The organism is Paenibacillus lactis (assembly GCF_017873605.1).
GTDB lineage: Bacteria > Bacillota > Bacilli > Paenibacillales > Paenibacillaceae > Paenibacillus_AQ > Paenibacillus_AQ lactis.
In genome coordinates this window covers 249,207-268,337 of the sequence record NZ_JAGGKI010000006.1, presented here as the reverse complement: position 1 = coordinate 268,337, position 19,131 = coordinate 249,207, and the positions used below count along the sequence as shown (strand labels likewise).

Below are 19,131 nucleotides of genomic sequence, written 5' to 3'. Positions count from 1 at the left end.
TTTTCATTTGCTATGTTGATCAGTTCGTTTTTCGAAACCCTTATTGATTAACCTTTCATCATTGGATAGTATTTGTGTAAGTATGGACTTCGGAATTTTTAACATAGCTTTTTTTATATTCGCAGCACGACGAATCATGAATCACGAACGAACATCCTTGAAAGGCGGTGTCGATATGTCCATTCAACAAAAGCGATGGCCGATCACTTGGGGAATCGTCTGGTCTTTACTGTTCGCCTTGATGAGCTTTTATTGGGCGAGTGGCGGCAAACTTGGGGTCCATACGCTCGGGCCGGAAATTTCGCGTCAAGCCGATTTGCGCGATGGCGGCTTCATTCTCATTGTATGGTTAACGGGGGTGGTCAAGGTTGCAGGGGCTGTTCTATTACTCGCATTAAAAATCAAATGGAACAGCGTTCTTCTCCAAGCAGCCTTCCGAATCGCAGCCATGGTAGGCGGAGTACTTCTTGTCCTCTATGGGCTATTTAACTTCGTAGCAGTGCTGCTCGTGCTGGCCCAAGTTCTGGATTTGCCAGCAATTGACTCTTATTCGGCGTGGTGGCGACTCTTCTTCTGGGAGCCGTTCTGGATGCTGGGCGGGCTGTTATATTTTTTTGCCGGCCGGACGGCGGGAGCTGGTAACACTGCCAGCCGGAATGGGGCAAGTACGTTTCGCAAATGAATTAACGAATACTCCCTTTTTCAAGAATATAGTCTTCATTGGAATTCCTTATCTCCATCACTGAATTTTTCTCAACAGGCGCTTGAGCCATCCACCGATTTTCCGGATAGCCCGGCGATCGCCGCGACCCAAGTCAGGGCCAGCGCAAACCACAAGAGTATACCGGCTTCGTACGCCAAGTCAGAATCCCCGCAGACGAACAATAATCCCATACATATGGAAAGTCTTCAATTGAACCTTTCAGACAGGATGTTCATACCCTAATGATAAATGTCTTGAGAGGAGTTTATTTCGTTGAGCGTATTAGAATCCGGTTCAAGAAAAAGCATTCTTCCCTACGGAAAGCTGCCGCTCTTGTTCACGCAAAATGTCGGTCAATTCGACCCAAACACGCTTTATTTCGCGCAAGATTCGGGATTGCGCGGTTCATTCGAGGCGGATCGAATCTTGCTGACGCTCTACAAGTCCGATTCCACGGAAGCGGAGCGAACGATGAGCGGCGTCGTATTGGCGTGGCGTTTCGAATCCCCAGGGAAGACATCCAGGCTTGAAGGGATGTCAAAGGATGAGGGCAAGTTTCATTATTTTCGCGGCAATGATCCAAAGCGTCATATTACGCATGTCGATACGTATCGGGGAGTGGCATACCGGGAGCTATGGCCAGGTATCGACGCCGTGATCCAAGGAAGTGGCGGAAAGCTCAAATTTGACTGGCTGCTAAGTCCGGGTGCGCGGGTGGAGGATATTCAGCTGGTATGCAGCGGCTCAGACGAGGTTCAACTCGACGAGGAAGGCAATCTGCTCTTGATCACGCCTTATGGTACGCTTATTGATCAGAAACCCATCGCCTACCAGGAAGTAGACGGCGTACGTAAGGAATTGGGGTGCCGATATGTCGTGGAATCCGGACAGGAAGGCAGGAGTCGGATCGGGTTCGAAATGATCGAAGCGTATGACCGTGAACTTCCCTTGGTCATTGATCCGGTCATCTTGTATTCGACTTATCTTGGCGGATCGGACATTGACGATGGCATGGACATTGTGGTCGATGAATTCGAGCAGGCTTATGTGACTGGGACTACAGCCTCGGCCGATTTCCCCGTGACACCAGGGGCTTTCCAGGTGTCGTTTCAAGGAACGGATGACGTCTTTGTCAGCAAGATCGATGCTTCGGGAACATTTTTAATCTATTCTACCTTCATCGGAGGAAGTGCTTCGGATACGGGCAGAAGCATTGCCATTGACTTCGCCGGGAATGCTTACATTACCGGCACCACTTTTTCCAGCGATTATCCGACAACCCCCGGTGCTTTTCAAACCACGGCCGTATTCACTAGCAGTAATGCGTTTGTAACCAAATTAAGCCCTGATGGCGGATCGCTCGTATATTCCACCTATTTGGGAGGCTCCGCAGAAGATACAGGATTCGACATTGCCATCGATACTTCTGACAACGCGTATGTGACCGGTCACACGATGTCAAGCGATTTCCCGGTGACCCCGGGTGCTCTTAGAACTATCAAACCCATTTCACCAACTTCGTTCGTAACAAAATTGAATGCCGATGGAACGGGGTTGATATACTCGACCTACTTGGGGGGAGACTTGGGAACAACTGACACCTTCGGTATTGCCGTGGACGACTTCGGCAATGCTTACCTCGCCGGTCAGACGGTAGCCTCGGATTTCCCGACAACGCCTGGGGCGTTTCAAACAAGCACTCAAGGCGATGTCGACGGATTTGTCGTGAAGCTCAACCCAACGGGAACCGCGCTCGTATATGGAACTTTCCTGGGCGGCAGTTTGAGCGATGTTGTGCGTGATATTACGATCGATACGGCGGGTAATGCTTATGTTACCGGATTATCGGCCTCTCCCGATTTTCCGACGACGTCCGGATCGTTTGTCACGCCTCTAGGGACTGCCTGGGCTTTCGTTACAAAACTGAACCCCACGGGAACCGGTCTCATCTATTCCGCGCTGATCGGGGGGGAACGGCTCCAATACGGGCCTTGCCATCACCATTAATTCGGCGCGCAGTGCTATGATTACGGGACAAACAACGTCTACGGATTATCCATTGACCGGTGACGCGATTCAATTCTCCCTCTTCGGCACCACCGACGCTTTCGTCACGGTTCTCGATCCTACCGGCTCGTTTCTTGAATTTTCCACCTATTTGGGTGGCAGCTCGACCGACATCGGCAACGGAATAGCCGTGGACTTGAATAATCAGATTTATATTACCGGCCAAACGTTCTCCTTCGACTATCCGGTGTCTTCCTTCACCTTACAACCTTTCCTCAACGGGGTGAGTGATGCGTTTATTACAAAGCTCGGGGAGCAAGCTACTATATTTGTTAATAAATTCGCCACCCGATTCGAAGTTCGCCCGGGAGAAGTAGTCGAATTTATTATAGAGGTCATAAATGAAAGCAGCATTCCGCTTACCAATGTATTCATTGAAGATCCGTTCCTTGGTTTTTTTCATATACTTCCTGTTCTCAATCCGTTTGAAGCGTTCGTCATTCCTCTCCCCTTCTTTGTTCCAGATCAGTTTCCTCCGGGCTTTATCATTAACGAAGTGTTCGTTAGAGCAGATCAAGTACGGGACCCGGTCATTGCAAAAGCTGAAATCTTCGTTACGGAAAATCCCATACTCGAAGCAACGAAAACAGTGAATCCATCTTCGGCCGCTCCCGGTGAAACCGTCGTGTTTACCATTACGCTTACCAATTTTGGGAATGTGGATTTGTTTAACGTCCGGATCGTCGATCCGCTGCTAGGACTGGATCAATTGATTGGCACGCTCCCTGTAGGCTCCAGTTTCACGATTGATTGGCCTTTCGTAATTCCTCCCGGACAGCCGGCTGGTTTGTCGATTGCAAATCGGACCGAGATTACGGCCGATAATCTGCCAACACCGCAAACGGTGGGAACCGTGGTTGAGGTGCTTCCTGCGCCGCGGCTCAGTCTGGTGAAATCCGCGGACCGTATATCGGTATTACCTGGTGAAACCATTCAATTCTCGTTTGAAGTTACCAATACGGGAAATACCGACTTGACGAATATCATCATTACCGATGATACGATCGTTAGCGAGATCCAGGTGCCAAGTCTCGCCATTGGTGAGACCCAAGTGCTTACGGTACCGTTTCTCGTACCGCTGGAGACACCTTCACAGACCTACACCAATACGGCGATGGCCACCAGTGATCAGGCACCAAGCGTCACATCGAGCTTTGACGTACTGGTCGTTGAAGCGCCGCAGCTCGGCGTACGAAAGATCCCTTCCGTGACTTCCGTCATGCCGGGCCAGACGTTCCAATACTCGATTGTCATCGATAATATCGGCAATGTCCCTCTAACCAGTATTGTCCTTGAGGACCCATCGCTCGGCTTTGCCGAGACGATCGAAAGTTTCGCCATCGGCGAACGACGCGAGTTTATTATTCCTTTTACGGTCCCGCTGGATGCTGAGCCGGGATCAAATATCATGAACGAGCTCACCGTTCAATCCACGCAAACCGGATCGCAGCAAGTCTTGGCAACCGTTACGGTAACGGCAATTGGGCTTGCGCTCACCAAGACGGCAGATCTTGCCGTTGCGGCACCGGGCGATACGGTTGTGTTTACCCTTACGGTGACAAATACCCTTACCGAGCCACAGACCAATGTCGTCCTGAGCGATCCGCTGCTTGGCCTAAGCGAGACGATACCCCTCATTCCTGCTGGCGGAACGATTACCCGGACGGGTTCCTTTACGATACCCGCTGATGCTGCGAACGGAAGCGTAATTACGAACAGCTTTACGGCCGTTTCAGACCAGACACCGCTGCAAACCGCTGAAGCCGAGGTTGTCGTTGTATCCATACCCGGCGCCACGACGACACTGACGGTAACCAAGCTGCCGGACCGCAGTGTAGCCGCAACGGGTGAAACGGTAACCTATACGGTTGAAGTAACGAACACCGGCAGCAATCCTGCAACCAGCGTTACCGTCGTCGATTCCTTGACCGGAACCGTGGTCGTGATCCCAGTCATTTCGCCGGGAGCAACAGAAGTCGTGATGTTTACTTTCCAAATACCGACAAACGCACTCCAGGGGACCGTATTTGCGAACCGCGTCACCGTGAGCTGGCCGGAAAATCCGGTGTCCTCTCCGATATTTAGCGAAACGCGCGTTGTAGTAGCTCTGCCTTCCACGCTAGTTGACATTAACGTCGTAGCCGATCCGCCTACAGCCAGTCCGGGATCAGTAGTTAATAAAACGATCAGAGTTACAAACGTATCGAATGTAACGTTGACGGATGTTCCAAACCGAACGTTGACGGATGTGCGCGTTATTGATTTTCTCCTGGGTTTCAATGTCGTTATCCCATCCTTGGGACCGGGTGAAACGCGGGTCTTTACGCTTCCGTTTACGATTCCTGCGACCTCTGTGGGAGGCGAGATCTTCCAGAACAACGTTGTTCTTTTCTCGAACCAATCTCCGCTGCAGACGGCATCGGTCGATATCGTAACCGAGCTGCTGCCGAATGTCATATTAACCGAAACGGTGGACCGTCCGATAGGAAGACCGGGTGAACTCGTCCATTTCTTCATCTTCTTTCAAAATACGGGAAATGTGGTCCTTCGAAATGTCGTAGTGACCGCACCGCTCTTCAACCTTCAGGTACGACTCGAGCAACTGGACATCGGTGCAGATGAAAATATTCGTATTCCGTTTATTTTGCCGGATGTTGAAGAAGATACTATTATAACAAGCCCGGTAACTTTGACTTCGGACAATGGACCGACAAGGAATGCATCGGCGCTCGTCCGGGTTATTGCTGAGGAAGAGGAATAAGCTCGCCCAAAGCGTCCAAATTCAAGAGACTCAGGAAATGTTAGAGTTCTGTGCCAAGCATAACATTTCTCCTAAGATCGAAGTGATCTCAGCGGACCAAATTGATGAAGCCTACGAACGTGTATTAGCTTCAGACGTAAAGTATCGATTCGTCATTGACATTAGCACGATGTGAGAAATGGATGTGTTAACTTAACTCTCTCATATCCTTATTATTAAAAATGCCCCCAAGCTTCTTGGGGGCATTTTGTTTGAAGACAGGAGGTATTTAGAGACTTCAATGTTGCAACGTTCTTGGTACGCAGCATTTTTCGTACCTTCCATGTTTAAAAACGGCCGGCCCCATTTGGTGACCAGCCATTCATATTCAATATTTCAATAAGCCTATTGCTTCTGAGACATTTACAACAGTTTCAGTCATTTCATTCATATCTTTTAATCGCAGATTACCAGCCAAAGCTTCATTCTCGCCAATTAAAATCACATAAGGAATACCTTTGGATGAGGCACTTGCAAGTGATTTTTTCAATTTTCGTTTGCTTGTGTCTATCCGTGCCCGTATGCCACTTTTTCTTAGTTCAGCTGATACTTTTAGAGTCTCAGCGATGGTATCCCCAATGGGTATGACAACGACAGAAGGAGGCTGTATTTGACTGGTTCGGGTACTCATCATCTCAATGATCGACTCCATCCCGAATGAAAGTCCTACAGTGGGATATTGAATGTCCTGTTTGCCAACTAACTGACCGATGATGGAATCATATCTGCCGCCCCCACCTAAGCTTGAAGTAAATGAATCAGATGCATCAAAAATCTCATAAACCGTGCCTGTATAAAATGATAATCCACGTGAAAGAAATGGATCAAATTTGCATATTTGCTCTAAATCGAGTTTCACAATAAGCTCCTGGAGAGCCATCACCTCTAAGGCGCCTGGATATTTCTGTATACCATATTTGCATGATATTTGTTCAAACGTCGGGTTTTCTGTATCAATTAACCCCAATATTTCATCGATTATTCGGATATCCAAGCCTTTGCTTTCGAGCTCCGTGACAATATCCTCCTTCCCGACTTTCTTTATTTTATCGAGAGTCAACATAACGGTAAGTTTTTTTTCTGAAGGAATGCCAATGGATTCAAGAACTTCGCCCAAATACCTTCTGTTGTTCCATCGGAGAACTATGGGGATTTCCAATCTATTAAACGCCTCAGCGGCTAATTGCATTAATTCTGCTTCTGCCTCGGGGCCCTCTACACCCACAACATCGACATCACACTGTATAAATTCGCGTAAGCGTCCACGTTTGACGGGTCCATCCCTAAAAACTTTTCCGATTTCGTATCTTTTGTACGGAAGCTCAATGCCTGGGTTAAGCGCAATCACTTTAGCAAAGGGAATCGTGAGGTCATAACGGAGCCCGAGGCTGCGCTTTCCTTGGTCAGTTAATTGGTACATTTCTTTTAATATTTCATCTCCACCCGCATATTTCGATCTCAAAAGATCGAGCTCATTCAATACCGAAGTGTCCATTCCTTCAAAATCATACAACTCGAATATTTCCTGGAGCGAAGCTTGAACTTTCTTTCGGATCGCTTGCTCCACTCCAAAGTAATCATAGGTACCTTTTACATTTTGCATAACTTCATTCCCCTTTCTTTTTTTGGAAAACAAAAAACGCGCCGGACCTCATGGTCCTGCGCGCTTGATATGCCGCAGGGAGGCCAACGCGAGAAGCGTTAGCCCACCCTGTTATTTTACAGGTGTGCTAACGCTGTTTGTGATGATGAAGTTGATTCATCATGATGGGATACATGGTCGATCTCCTTCCGATATCCTTGATAATGGAAACTATAACAGACTCTTACGCCTCATGCAAGGACATTCAACGCGCCGATTAACCTTTCCAATCATCTTATCGGCTAACGAATCAAACTCCTCCTGCTTATACCCCAATTACCGCCAAAAAGAAGCACTGTCCATCGCCCTGCTTTCTCAGCATTTATCATTTATAATAAAATCGCATTTGAGGTACAGTTTAATCCAAATCCGATAGGATTTTATACTGAATCAAGATCGTTATACAATTCAATCGGGACGCGGATCAAATTCTTTACACACGGCTCTAACTATTATTGCATCATTCCTGCGAGGAGGACGATTATGGACATTCCCAAGGGTACTTACGGCTTTCGGTTCGCCGAAGATAAGGAGCTCCAGTTGTGCGTATTATTTGCTGCCGGCTATGATTCGATCACAACTTCTTCTTATCGCTGGGACGGACTGGAGCGGGCCGATGGCCCTCTCCTGCTGTTCCAATATACCCTCTCTGGCGAAGGCGTATATGAATCCGGGAACCGGACGCACCGCGTCACCGCCGGACAGGCTTTTCTCGCCGAAATTCCGGGCCCCCATCGATACTACTACCCCGCGGAGTCGAACGAGCCTTGGGAATTCATCTTCTTGCTGTTCCGGCCCAATCTCATTCTCCCCCATTGGCGCAGATTCCTGCGCGAGGCCGGGGAAGTACCTTATCTGCCTGTAGATAGTGCGCCAGTCCGCTTATCTCGCATCATTGTGGCCGATGCGGGAGCAGGCCGAATCTCCGATCCCCTGATCGCGTCGTCTTGCGTCTATCAGTTTATGACAGAACTGACCAGAATGCACGTCACAACGCTGCGGAACCGGGAGAACTGGCCGGAGAACGTAAGGCGCGCAGCTGAATTCATCGAGCTCAACTATTCACGGATGATCAGCATCGACCAGCTTTCTGAGCATGTATCCCTATCCAAATACCATTTGATCCGCCGGTTTTCCGCAAGCACGGGCATGACGCCCGGCGCTTATTTAACTCGTATCCGCACCGAAAAAGCCATGGAGCTGCTTCGGGGAACCGGCCTTAGCCTGGAGACCATCGCCGAGCGGATTGGTTATTCCAGCGGTAGTTATTTCATTAAAGCGTTTCGCAACTTGACGGGGCTCACGCCGGGAGAATTTCGAAGCGGAGTCGACAGCCTTGCTTATCGTAAGCTGTTCTTCGATTAACCGCAATATTCTGCTATCGAGTCTTCAAAATTACTATAGATGTGGCTAGGCTCCTTTATTATGATGAACATGGAAAGAGCAATAATGAATCAGTAAAGGAGCTTGGACATGGATCATAAGCTTGCAGCACCTACACCGCCGCTTGGCTGGAACAGTTGGGACTGCTACGGCGCGGCCGTAACGGAAGACGAGATTCGAGGCAATGCGGAATACATGGCGAAGCATCTAAAGGCATTCGGCTGGAGCTACATCACCGTTGATATCCAGTGGTACGAGCCCTATGCGAATTCTTCGCAGTACCGTCCGTTTGTTCCGCTCGTAATGGATGGATATTCCCGGCTCATGCCTGCCGAGAATCGGTTCCCCTCCGCTGCTGGCGGTCAAGGCTTCAAACCGTTAGCCGATTATGTACACAGTCTTGGACTGCAATTCGGCATTCACATCATGCGCGGCATTCCCCGGCAGGCTGTTCACGCGGCCGCTCCGATTCTGGGGACGACGGCAACGGCACGTGATATTGCGCATACGAATTCGATCTGCCCATGGAATACGGATATGTACGGCGTGGATGCCTCCAAGGAAGGAGCACAGGCCTACTACGATTCGCTCTTTGAATTGTATGCAGAATGGGGCGTAGACCTGGTGAAGGTTGACGATATCGCAGCTTCCAAACTGTACGATACCCATCAGCCGGAGATCGCCATGATCTCTAAAGCGATCGAGCGATGCGGCCGGCCTATGGTGCTTAGTCTATCCCCTGGCCCTGCTCCAGTGGAATATTCGCCGTTCTTCGCAGAGCATGCCAACATGTGGCGAATCACGGACGACTTCTGGGACCGGTGGCCGCTCTTGCTTGATATGTTTGACCGCTGCCGGGCATGGCAAGGCGTTCCTCAAGGTGGCTGCTGGCCGGACTGCGACATGCTACCGCTCGGTCACATCGGCATTCGCTCGGTGGATGGCGGGGGATCAGACCGCTGGACCCGCTTCACGCGCGACGAACAGTTGACCATGATGTCGCTATGGAGCATTTTCCGCTCGCCACTTATATTCGGCGGCGAGTTGCGGGATTGCGACGACTGGACGTTGTCGCTGCTTACTAACCGAGAGGTTCTGCGCATGCACCGGGAGAGCCGCGGCGCGAAGGAAGCATTACGTGAGGGCGATCTCATAGTCTGGACATCCGAAGAGCCGGAGGGCTCCCGCTATGCGGCCGTATTCAACATTGGAGAGAATCCGCTGCCATTGAATCTGATCCTTGAACGGATCGGCCTGACGGGCGCCGCCTCAGGCACCGAGCTGTGGAGCGGAGCGCCAGCCGAGCTTGCGTCAGATGTGCTGCAGGCCACGGTGCCGCCACATGGGGTACGCCTTTATCGGTTCTTTTATTCATAGCATCACGACGTATTCTTCAATGAGCCAGACCGCGTTCACCGATAGCTTCATTGCGGTATCAGGCTGCTGATGTTCCGAAGTTATCCTTTCAATTTTTTAACCAAGAGATCCGTCCGCGATGAGACGGATCTCTTTTTATCCTCTAAGTCTCAACGATATTCAAAGCATAACTCCCGTCCTGTTGCTGATTTTATGGTCATCGTTAAGGTATGCACGAATCACGATGTCTTGATCGTGATTGCCGAATCCGGCTCCGTAGAGCGTCAATCCCCCTACATTAACCGCATGCTCATCCACCGCGAAGCGAAGTGTCCAGAACGGTTCCCACAGCTTGAGATCCCCCAGGGTCACCTCCGACATCCGTTCTTGATCCATGTACGTACCCGATGCATCAATCCGGATCGTCTTCAATAACCCGTATTGATTCACGTTTCGATGCCACCATTCAGGTGTAAATCTCCCCCGGGCCGCTCTTCCGAAATCAGCCGGACTCGTCCATGTGCCAAGGGAGATCCCGTTGAAGGTGAATTCAATATCCGATGGCCAATAATCTCTTAAGCCTGGAGCTTCCGAAGCAATCTCCATGGAGATTTCAATCGCTTCCGCGGTTTGATCAGCCAGCAAAAAGTTAGGCATTTTGTATTCTACAAAGCCCCAGCCAAACCACAGAATGGCGGCGTGTACCCGTTCGGGATCTAGAAAGTAGCGCGGATCGTCCCAAACTCCGATTTCTTTCTCGCGTGTACCTAGCCCGCAAGTCGGATGGACCTCAAAAGCGGTGTAATGACCGACTGAGATCCGCTGCTCTCTGATTCTCGCGGGCTCGCTGGCAAAAGGCAGCTCAATCTCGATGGTTTTTTGTTTGAGAAAACACATTTTGTGCGTCCCCCCGCCCTGCCGGACCCTCCGACTTCCGATGAGTCCGGCTTGTTCGAGTTTTCGGATATGCATGGTGACGATAGATGGACTGAGTTCCAATCGATTGGCAATATCCTTCACATTCATCTCGTGATCGGCAATGAGGCTCATGATGCTCCATCTGACCTCGCTGGCTAAAGCTTCATACAACGGCATAAATTTCGGTTCCCCGTTTGCTTTGATGATCATCATAATCTCCTCACCGCTTCTATTGGATTCACATATATATTAATTTAATGGATTTAACATGCATCTTCAAACCGAATCCATTGCAAGACTTTAATCCATGGTGTTTAATTTCATTAGCTGCTCATCCTGTTAGATTTATATACATGTGAATTTATGAAAGAGGTGCACCAATGAAATACAATAACCCGCTCATCAAAGGCTTCTATCCTGACCCCAGTGTATGCAAAGTTGAAGATACATATTATCTAGTATGCAGTTCCTTTCAATACTTCCCCGGTGTTCCGATTTTCGAGAGCAAGGACCTGATCAACTGGAAGCAAATCGGTCATTGCCTAACCAGAGAGAGTCAAGTTCAGCTCGGCAAGGTAAGCAGTTCCGGCGGCGTCTTCGCCCCTACGATCCGGCATCACAACGGAAGATTCTATATGACCACTACCAACGACACTACACGTCAAAACTTCTATGTATGGACGGACGATATTTACGGTGAATGGTCCGAACCGATTCATGTAGATCAAGGGGGGATCGATCCCGATTTGTATTTTGAAGACGGAAAAGTGTTCTTTATGAGCAACGGGAAGGACGATAACGGGATTGGCGGAATCGTACAGTGTGAAATTGACATTGAAACAGGCGACAAGCTGTCGCAGAGTCGTTCCATATGGCAAGGGACAGGCGGACGCTATTTGGAAAGCCCTCATATGTATAAAATAAACGGCCGGTATTACCTCATGGCGGCTGAAGGCGGCACAGAATACGGACATATGGTGACTTATGCACGGGCGGATTCGATCTCTGGCCCGTTCGAAGCCTATCCGAACAATCCCGTATTGACCAATCGCAATCTGGGTGGTTATGAGCTGCAGGGAGTTGGCCATGGCGATCTGATTCAAGATAACGACGGAAATTGGTGGATGCTCCACCTGGGTTTCCGTCAAATCGGCCAATGGCTTACCTATCATCATCTAGGCCGCGAAGTTTTCCTTACGCCGGTAACGTTTGGCGAGGATGGCTGGTTTACGGCAGGACATAACGGCACCGTCCTTACGAGTTTTGAAACCGATCGGATCCCCAGTCATGTCATCCAGCGGGAGAAAAAAACCTTTACGTTCGAGAACACGGATTGGAATCTGGACTGGTGCTTCCTGCGCCATCCCGCTCTTGAGAACTATCGGTTAGAAATCGATAAAGCACAGCTAAAAGGGACCGCAGTGAGTTTGGATGTGCCGGAGTCCCCGACGTTTATCGGCATTCGTCAAAGAGACTTCAACGCCGAAATCTCATGCGATGTGCAGCTTACAAGCGGAGAAGCCGGCATCACGCTCTATATGGATGAACATCATCATTACGATTTAGCCTTAAGTAAAGAGGATAACGGTTATAAAGTGATCGAGCGGCTGAATATCGGTGATATTAAATCCATTGAAGCTCAAGTAGAGCTGGGTAATGTCAACCATGCAACTTTGAAAATACGGGCAAGTCATGAGCGCTACAGCTTCTTCATTCACGCTAACGGCAAGGAGATACAATTAGGAACGGCGCAAACCAGATACCTTTCCTCTGAGGTTGCGGGAGGATTTACAGGCGTACTCATCGGTTTATATGCCTTTGGAGAAGGCTCCATGGCCGAGTTTTCACGGTTTACTTGCGATTATTTTTAAAAGTTCCACTTGATCGGTTTGTCTAGACAAATAGAGAGCCGGTTACTCAGGATTAACCTGGGTACCGGCTTTCATTGTGACTATGTTCTGTACCGTTTATGAAAGTCGCTATCTGAGAGGATGATGTAAAAGCCGGAGATACCTCTCAGTGCTTTTCATCATCATGCATCAGTACCCTAGTCGCTTTCTTGACAAGGGTCAAGAGGCAAAACCTTTGTTCTTCACCCGTCGCACCAAAAGCCATCCGATCCCGTTGACCAATATGAGCCCGAAAATCGTATTTCCCAAAGGCGCCCAACCGTCCTTCCCGGTCAACGTAACGCTCAGGACGACTTTTCCGATTAACGCTAGATTCAGAATGACCAAACCCATTTTCAAAGAATGCTTCCAAAATGCAGTACCAATCGCAACGACGAATGCCATCATTAACGTTAAAGTGATCACGGCCGTAACTGGATCGCTTAACAGCATCTTTTCATATTCCAAGACGGTTTGCATTTGCGGATTGATCGTATCCGGAGCCGGGAACCAAACCATGCTGCTCATCATCAGAATAAAAGTAATCAGGATCCCTTTCCAACTGCGTTTGTAAGCGTAAAAAGCCAGAATTACAAGGAAAATAGGGCGGATATACCAGCTTAGAGGGTTTAAGTGGCGCTGAAACGCCCAATCTAGCCATTCCTGGATCATCATGTTCTTATTCACCTTTCCACTTTTGTGTGTTTTGAATTAAAACCATTCAATACATTCAATTTATCCACAAAATTACATGACGTCAATATATTTTGAATGATTTTACTTGTTTTCATTCAAAACATTGCGTATGCTAAGCATGGAGGTGCACTAAGAATGAACGGATATCAAGCCCGTACAGAGATGAAAAAGGAACGTATTCGTAAAGCGGCGCTGGAGTTATTTAATAAATGGGGGGTCGAGAAGGTAAGTCTTGCCCAAATTGCCAAGCATGCGGAAGTGTCCCCTGTAACTATTTATAATTATTTCGGAACCAAGCCTCAGCTTGTGCGGCATGTAATCATAACGATGCTTGAAGAAGCGTGGCAGCAGCGCATCGTCTTGTTGCAAAGCAACCTGCCGTTTCATGAAAAAATTGAAAAGATGTTCTTCTCCACCACGGAGATGGCGGAAAACGTGGCACCTGAATTGCTGGAACCGTTACTTTCGAACGATCCAGAAATTGTAACTGCAGTGGAAAACATCTACCGGAAATATGAACCGGAGCTCATTAGCTTCATCGAATCCGGCCGGGATGAAGGTTACGTAAACCCGGGGGTCTCATCGGAAACGATCCTGTTGTACTTCACGATCCTGAAGGAGGTCAGCGCCAAAATCAAACGTTTCGACGGAAGCGAAGAAGCTGCACGACAGACGCGTGAATTGATGGAGATCGTATTTTATGGTTTCCTGGTCAAGCCCTCCTGCTGATATCCCGCCTGGAAATGGCCGGTCTTTTCATCTCGTCCTAAACGAAAAAATGACCGGCGGCTCGACCGGTCATTTCCCTTTAAACTCCGATGACAACATAAATCTCTGCATTCGTGCAAGAACCCGATTCTCGCCCATGACTTTCATCATTTCAAACAAATCAGGTGTATGGGTTCTATTGGTTAAAACGACCCTAATGACCATCGCGACATCACCAACATGCCCCTTGTACCGGTTAGGATCGCCTCTATATTGCTTCATGTCCTTTGCATATCCGAGTTCAGCAGCAAGCTCTTTCAAGGTTTCGAACCCATCCTTGTCATGATTAAACCTATGCGATTTGCTGAAACCTCGTACAATTTCTTTCGCAGCATCTATACTTATACTGGCAGGTAACTTATAGCCGCTCAAGACATCCTTTTCAAACCATTCGTCATAAAAGAAAGCAATTTTTATCTTTACATCTGACCACTTGGCATAATCTTTTCTTGGCTTCTCGATGGTTCGACCCATGTTTAGAATTTGAACGGTGTATTCCTGGTTCTTCTCGATTAATGTGTATAGCTCGGGATCAAATTCCTTAGACCAAGTGGACAAATGGTCAAACATTTGTTTACCCGTAAGCTTTGAGATCACATCCTTGCTGATATCGCTAAGTTTATTCATGTCTAACAAGGCACCGCTGGCATTCATTTTGTCCGTATCGATTGAAAAGTCTCTAAATGAGGGATGCGGGTTCCCCTTCCTCCATTCTTCAAAGTCAGAATTAATGAGAGTCATAAAGTATTCGCTTATTGCAAATCCGGGGTATCCTTGTTCTTGGTAATACGCAGCGGTACCATCAAGATCCTTACGTTTACTGAACTTCCGTTTAGAAGCTCCGACTTGCTTCATGATTGGAGCAATATGTCCATATTCCGGTGCTCTAAATCCCAGGGTTTCAAACAGCTGAATGTGGACAGGGACTGAGGAAAGCCATTCATCGCCCCGAATGACATGGGTTGTACCCATCAGATAATCATCGATGGCATGAGCAAAGTGATAGGTTGGTAAACCATCCGTTTTCATGATCACAATATCTTGCTCATTTTCGGGTAACTCTATCGGGCCTTTCACCAAATCATTGTACATGATCCTCCTGTCTAGTGAACCTGAAGATCGAAGCCGGAGCACAAACGATTTGCCCTTTACAATCTCCTCTTTGGCTTGCTCACAGGTGAGATCCCGATGTTTAGCCCAGCTGCCATAATATCCTGTTGTTACTTTTAACTTTTGCTGGGTTATTCTTATCTTTTGTAAATCACCCGGATCACAGAAGCAAGGATAAGCCAATCCATGCCGCACCAAGTGCTTCATAAAAACCTTATAAATTTGGATACGCTCGCTCTGTTTATAAGGTCCGTATGCCCCTTGATCGACACCTGAAAGATCAGGTCCCTCATCAAAATGAATCCCGAAGGATAACAATGAATGGATCATGTCTTCCACGCTGCCCTGTACTTCTCGTTTCTTATCGGTGTCTTCGATCCGCAGGATAAAAACTCCATTGCTTTGGTGAGCTAATCGTTCCGATATGAGAGCTGCGTAAAGCCCGCCAATATTCAATGAACCCGTTGGGCTCGGTGCAAAACGCGTCACCATAGCCGATGCAGGCAGATTTCTCGGCGGATATAGGGAGTCCATATCTGTTGGTAACTGCTTGACATCCGGAAACAACAGTTCTGCCATATTCTCATTTGACATCTTTTATCCCCCTCATGGTTCAATAAAAAAAAAGCCCCTCATCCTGTTAAAGGACGAAAGGCTTTGCTTCCGCGTTACCACCTAAATTGGTTATACACCCGCTCATTATGCAGCAATCCATGATGTTGCCGCATATTTCGTTAACGGGAAATCCCCGATAGACCTACTCCCGTTATTTTCGGTCTACTGCTCCAAGGCTTCCTTCATTAAGCTCGAATACCCATTCTCACCGGCATGGGCTCTCTAAGATTCGAGGGATTAACTACTCTTCCTCTTCCCTGCATTTTACAATATGTGGATGTCATTGCTAATACAATAATTTATGATGACCACGTTGTCAAGAATCGATTCGAATCTGTGACCGTTAACTATGCACCTGCGAAAGAACTGAAGTATTTATTCGCTGACGGCCGATACATAAAGATTAATGCAGCAATTACAGAGGCCAAATGAACGATTCGACTTATTCCAAACAAAGTGGAGGATACCGTCATCCCCGTTAAGGCCGTATCCAGCGAATTTCCTTCCATTAACCATTGGATTGGGTCCATTAATAAGCTAACCGTTCCAATCCCCCCTAGAAGAATGGTTAAGACGATCCGGGCCCACTGTTTTCCTCGTTGCATTTTAACAATAACATATACGAGTGCGGCAAAAATAAGGCTTCTGATTCCCACTTGAATCATAATGCCCATCCCGGCTTCTGATCCGCTTGATAGCATTTGAGTGACAGCTATAGCCATCTCGAATACCCCCGCTCCAACTGCAACAAGCCACAACAAATAAGACTTTTTAATATCAGATGGAATCCTCTTATTCATCAATACACATTCCTTCCATTTGGTTGTTATCGTTATGTTACTTGAATGAGGGTTTACTGCAAAACCGCCTCAAGACGGATTGAGAGCTCAATCTACAGCATCATATTACGATCATGAATGAAATTAGCGGAGGAAAGGAAGTCGAATGTGTATCGTTTCCCATAAAAACGAACGCCTGACTCTATTAAAGATGTATAATAGAACATCATATGGTAAAAGGATGTCTACTTCTATGCTACAGGTTCTGAATCAACACTTGAATCGGATTATGCCCCTGATTACACCCTCGAGCATTCTGCTTGGCGTGCTCTGCGGTAGCTGGCTCTCTCCTTATACCTTTCTGTCCCCGTGGCTGTTTGCTTTTATGACGTTTTCAGGCAGTATCAGCCTCAGCTTCCGGGATTTAGTCGGAGTTCTTCGCAAGCCGCTTCCTCTCTTTGTATGTCTGTTCATCTTGCATCTTGCCATGCCTCTTGTTGCTCTGGGACTCGGCCATATCGTTTATCCGACAGATGCATATACCATTACAGGAATGGTGCTGGCTGCCGCGATCCCCACGGGGATATCGAGCTTCGTCTGGGTGTCGATCTATCGCGGCAACATCGCGCTTACGCTGAGCATCATTCTGATTGATACACTGCTTGCGCCCTTTATCGTTCCGGGAATCATGTCACTTCTGCTCGGTACGAGCATTCATCTGGATTCGGCAGCCATGATGGGCAGCTTGTTCTGGATGATCGTGGTTCCCTCCCTCCTCGGCATGCTATTGAATGAATGGACCAAAGGTGCCATCGCACCGGTTTGGGGACCCAGGCTGAATCCCTTCTCAAAGCTGTTCATGGCTATTGTGGTAGCCATAAACGGCTCCGTTGTTGCCCCTTATTTAAAGAATATTGACTGGCCGCTTGTCTTAATGGCCCTAGTCATTATTCTGCTAGCCGCCACAGGGTATCTGTTATGTTATCTGAGCTCCCGCTTGCTGAGATGGAATAAAGCTGATCAGGTAGCTCTCATGTTCAACGGAGGGATGCGAAATATAAGCGCAGGAGCCGTACTGGCTGTTACCTATTTCCCTCCCCCAGTTGCAGTTCCGGTCATCCTTGGGATGATTTTTCAGCAAATGATGGCTTCGATGATTGGCTATCTGATTGGTCGCCGCTTGGAGCCGCGGCAAGGTTCCAATAAAGCGAATGCAGCTTAGGCGAACGGGTCGGACTCAGACCTAAGACATGAATCAAACCCTGTTCACATAAAATGACTCGAATTCAGCAACCGAGTCGAACTGATTCAAAGCCACACCTTCTATTCTAAGGTGATTCTCTAATTGTTCGATCATCTGCAGGACAGCTATTCGCAATGGTTCGAAATCTTTGGGATCCAGAAGCGCTGTGAGATCCGGATAGCCGAAGCGATGGTAAATTTCCCGATATTCGCCCAAATCGAACATACCCGGCCAGCGTCCCGTTTCGGCTGCGTACAACATGCGTGCCAAGCTATCCTGTATACCTGCAGCAACGAAAAATGCGGTTTCATAGTGGCCTTTTTCGCAAGCGGTGAGGAGTTTGTTAAGCATTCCTTTCTCCTCTTCGTAGTATCCCTTCATCCAAGCTTGGTATGAACGCAATCCTGCCAGCTTATTTTTTCGTTCTGAAATGAGATAAAGCGTGTCTAAAGTCAGTTTCTCGCAAGCAGACTTGATTTCCTCTATAGATTGGCTGAACATCATTGTATCAAGGCAGAGATCCAGTTCGTCTGGCTTAATTAGGAGGTCTCTGAATTGCTCGCGATAATGGCCCCACATGCGTGTATAGTAAGTTTGGTTTAACAATGCAAGAGCTCTAAAAATGTTAGCGGCAATTTCATGTGCCAATATCCGACTAAAGGATAAATCCATGGCTTCTCCGGCAAACTGGAACTTCACAAGGCCAGTAAAACAATCACGCACGACTCCCTCAGCTCTGTTGATCATTGTTAACGTGTTGGACGGCTCCCGTATAGAGGATATCGTCTCTCGGAGTTTCATGAACCTCGCCAGGTCTTCTTCTGAACGCACATACAATAGTTCACAATCCGCGATAATGGTCGTGCTCCAGTCTTCAGAGGTTGACATTCTTTCAGCACGATCCCATCCGATCGGCCAGAAATCAAAACTAATCCCGTCGATAATAAACTGTAATTCCACTTGTTTTCCTCTAGGCGTGGCCGGAATGAAGAAAAAGTCTAAATCCGACCGCTCTGTCGCCCTTCCCTGCAAATAGGATCCGTAATATCCGACAATCGCCACATCCTGCGTGTAATGGGTCTTAATATGCTTGACGATGATATCGGCTACGGCAAAAACATCAACCATCCTGTAACCTCCTTGTGGATCGTGTTCCTCCATT

At 48.0% G+C, this 19,131-nt stretch carries 14 protein-coding genes, 2 pseudogenes and 1 other annotated feature; of the genes and pseudogenes, 9 read left to right on the top strand and 7 right to left on the bottom strand.

Annotated features, from left to right (window positions below; all coding sequences use genetic code 11):
• Window positions 1–175 precede the first annotated feature (175 nt).
• On the top strand, window positions 176–682 hold the full coding sequence (locus tag J2Z18_RS14065) for a DUF3995 domain-containing protein (RefSeq protein ID WP_210094840.1): 507 nt from the start codon (window positions 176–178) through the stop codon (window positions 680–682).
• 77 nt (window positions 683–759) lie between these two features.
• Here J2Z18_RS14065 and J2Z18_RS14060 read toward each other — a convergent pair.
• Window positions 760–881: pseudogene (locus tag J2Z18_RS14060) on the bottom strand (ABC transporter permease); the annotation flags it as partial.
• A gap of 95 nt (window positions 882–976) precedes the next feature.
• Between J2Z18_RS14060 and J2Z18_RS14055 the strand changes: the two are divergent.
• The 3 genes and pseudogenes from J2Z18_RS14055 to J2Z18_RS14045 all read left to right on the top strand — a co-directional run.
• On the top strand, window positions 977–2,710 hold the full coding sequence (locus J2Z18_RS14055; RefSeq protein ID WP_210094839.1) for a DUF7948 domain-containing protein: 1,734 nt from the start codon (window positions 977–979) through the stop codon (window positions 2,708–2,710).
• Between the two features lie 16 nt (window positions 2,711–2,726).
• Window positions 2,727–5,531, top strand: coding sequence for a CLIPPER-2 domain-containing protein (locus tag J2Z18_RS14050; protein WP_210094838.1), 2,805 nt, complete (start codon window positions 2,727–2,729; stop codon window positions 5,529–5,531).
• A gap of 19 nt (window positions 5,532–5,550) precedes the next feature.
• A pseudogene (locus tag J2Z18_RS14045) lies at window positions 5,551–5,706 on the top strand (alcohol dehydrogenase); the annotation flags it as partial.
• Between the two features lie 192 nt (window positions 5,707–5,898).
• On the opposite strand, the gene J2Z18_RS14040 reads toward J2Z18_RS14045, so the two are convergent.
• Window positions 5,899–7,173: a histidine--tRNA ligase gene (locus J2Z18_RS14040; protein ID WP_210094837.1), complete on the bottom strand. Its 1,275-nt coding sequence runs from the start codon at window positions 7,171–7,173 to the stop codon at window positions 5,899–5,901.
• A 522-nt stretch (window positions 7,174–7,695) separates the two neighbouring features.
• Here J2Z18_RS14040 and J2Z18_RS14035 point away from each other — a divergent pair.
• Window positions 7,696–8,577: an AraC family transcriptional regulator gene (locus J2Z18_RS14035; RefSeq protein WP_028406865.1), complete on the top strand. Its 882-nt coding sequence runs from the start codon at window positions 7,696–7,698 to the stop codon at window positions 8,575–8,577.
• A 108-nt stretch (window positions 8,578–8,685) separates the two neighbouring features.
• Window positions 8,686–9,972, top strand: a complete 1,287-nt coding sequence (locus J2Z18_RS14030) for a glycoside hydrolase family 27 protein (protein WP_210094836.1) — start codon at window positions 8,686–8,688, stop codon at window positions 9,970–9,972.
• A gap of 159 nt (window positions 9,973–10,131) precedes the next feature.
• On the opposite strand, the gene J2Z18_RS14025 is transcribed toward J2Z18_RS14030, so the two are convergent.
• Window positions 10,132–11,079 carry an ArsR/SmtB family transcription factor gene (locus J2Z18_RS14025; RefSeq protein ID WP_144872945.1) on the bottom strand — a complete coding sequence of 316 codons (948 nt, stop codon included), beginning with the start codon at window positions 11,077–11,079 and terminating at the stop codon, window positions 10,132–10,134.
• Window positions 11,080–11,249: 170 nt separating this feature from the next.
• On the opposite strand from J2Z18_RS14025, the gene J2Z18_RS14020 reads away from it, so the two are divergent.
• Entirely contained in the window at window positions 11,250–12,740 is a 1,491-nt protein-coding gene (locus J2Z18_RS14020) for a glycoside hydrolase family 43 protein (protein ID WP_210094835.1), read from the top strand.
• A gap of 198 nt (window positions 12,741–12,938) precedes the next feature.
• Here J2Z18_RS14020 and J2Z18_RS14015 read toward each other — a convergent pair whose 3' ends face one another.
• Window positions 12,939–13,433: a hypothetical protein gene (locus tag J2Z18_RS14015; RefSeq protein WP_210094834.1), complete on the bottom strand. Its 495-nt coding sequence runs from the start codon at window positions 13,431–13,433 to the stop codon at window positions 12,939–12,941.
• Window positions 13,434–13,589: 156 nt separating this feature from the next.
• On the opposite strand from J2Z18_RS14015, the gene J2Z18_RS14010 reads away from it, so the two are divergent.
• The gene (locus J2Z18_RS14010) at window positions 13,590–14,183 is read left to right on the top strand and encodes a TetR/AcrR family transcriptional regulator (protein WP_210094833.1); all 594 of its coding nucleotides are present in this window, start codon (window positions 13,590–13,592) and stop codon (window positions 14,181–14,183) included.
• Between the two features lie 69 nt (window positions 14,184–14,252).
• Here J2Z18_RS14010 and gltX read toward each other — a convergent pair whose 3' ends face one another.
• Together gltX and J2Z18_RS14000 are read right to left on the bottom strand one after the other, a co-directional pair.
• A complete protein-coding gene (gene gltX, locus J2Z18_RS14005) occupies window positions 14,253–15,926 on the bottom strand; it encodes a glutamate--tRNA ligase (protein WP_210094832.1) in 1,674 nt (557 codons plus the stop codon).
• 46 nt (window positions 15,927–15,972) lie between these two features.
• Window positions 15,973–16,214, bottom strand: a binding site (T-box leader).
• Between the two features lie 80 nt (window positions 16,215–16,294).
• Window positions 16,295–16,747: a hypothetical protein gene (locus J2Z18_RS14000; RefSeq protein ID WP_007128130.1), complete on the bottom strand. Its 453-nt coding sequence runs from the start codon at window positions 16,745–16,747 to the stop codon at window positions 16,295–16,297.
• Between the two features lie 232 nt (window positions 16,748–16,979).
• On the opposite strand from J2Z18_RS14000, the gene J2Z18_RS13995 reads away from it, so the two are divergent.
• The gene (locus J2Z18_RS13995; protein WP_040738107.1) at window positions 16,980–17,948 is read left to right on the top strand and encodes a bile acid:sodium symporter family protein; all 969 of its coding nucleotides are present in this window, start codon (window positions 16,980–16,982) and stop codon (window positions 17,946–17,948) included.
• A 33-nt stretch (window positions 17,949–17,981) separates the two neighbouring features.
• On the opposite strand, the gene J2Z18_RS13990 is transcribed toward J2Z18_RS13995, so the two are convergent.
• Window positions 17,982–19,097, bottom strand: a complete 1,116-nt coding sequence (locus tag J2Z18_RS13990) for a kanamycin nucleotidyltransferase C-terminal domain-containing protein (RefSeq protein WP_007128132.1) — start codon at window positions 19,095–19,097, stop codon at window positions 17,982–17,984.
• Window positions 19,098–19,131: the final 34 nt, after the last annotated feature.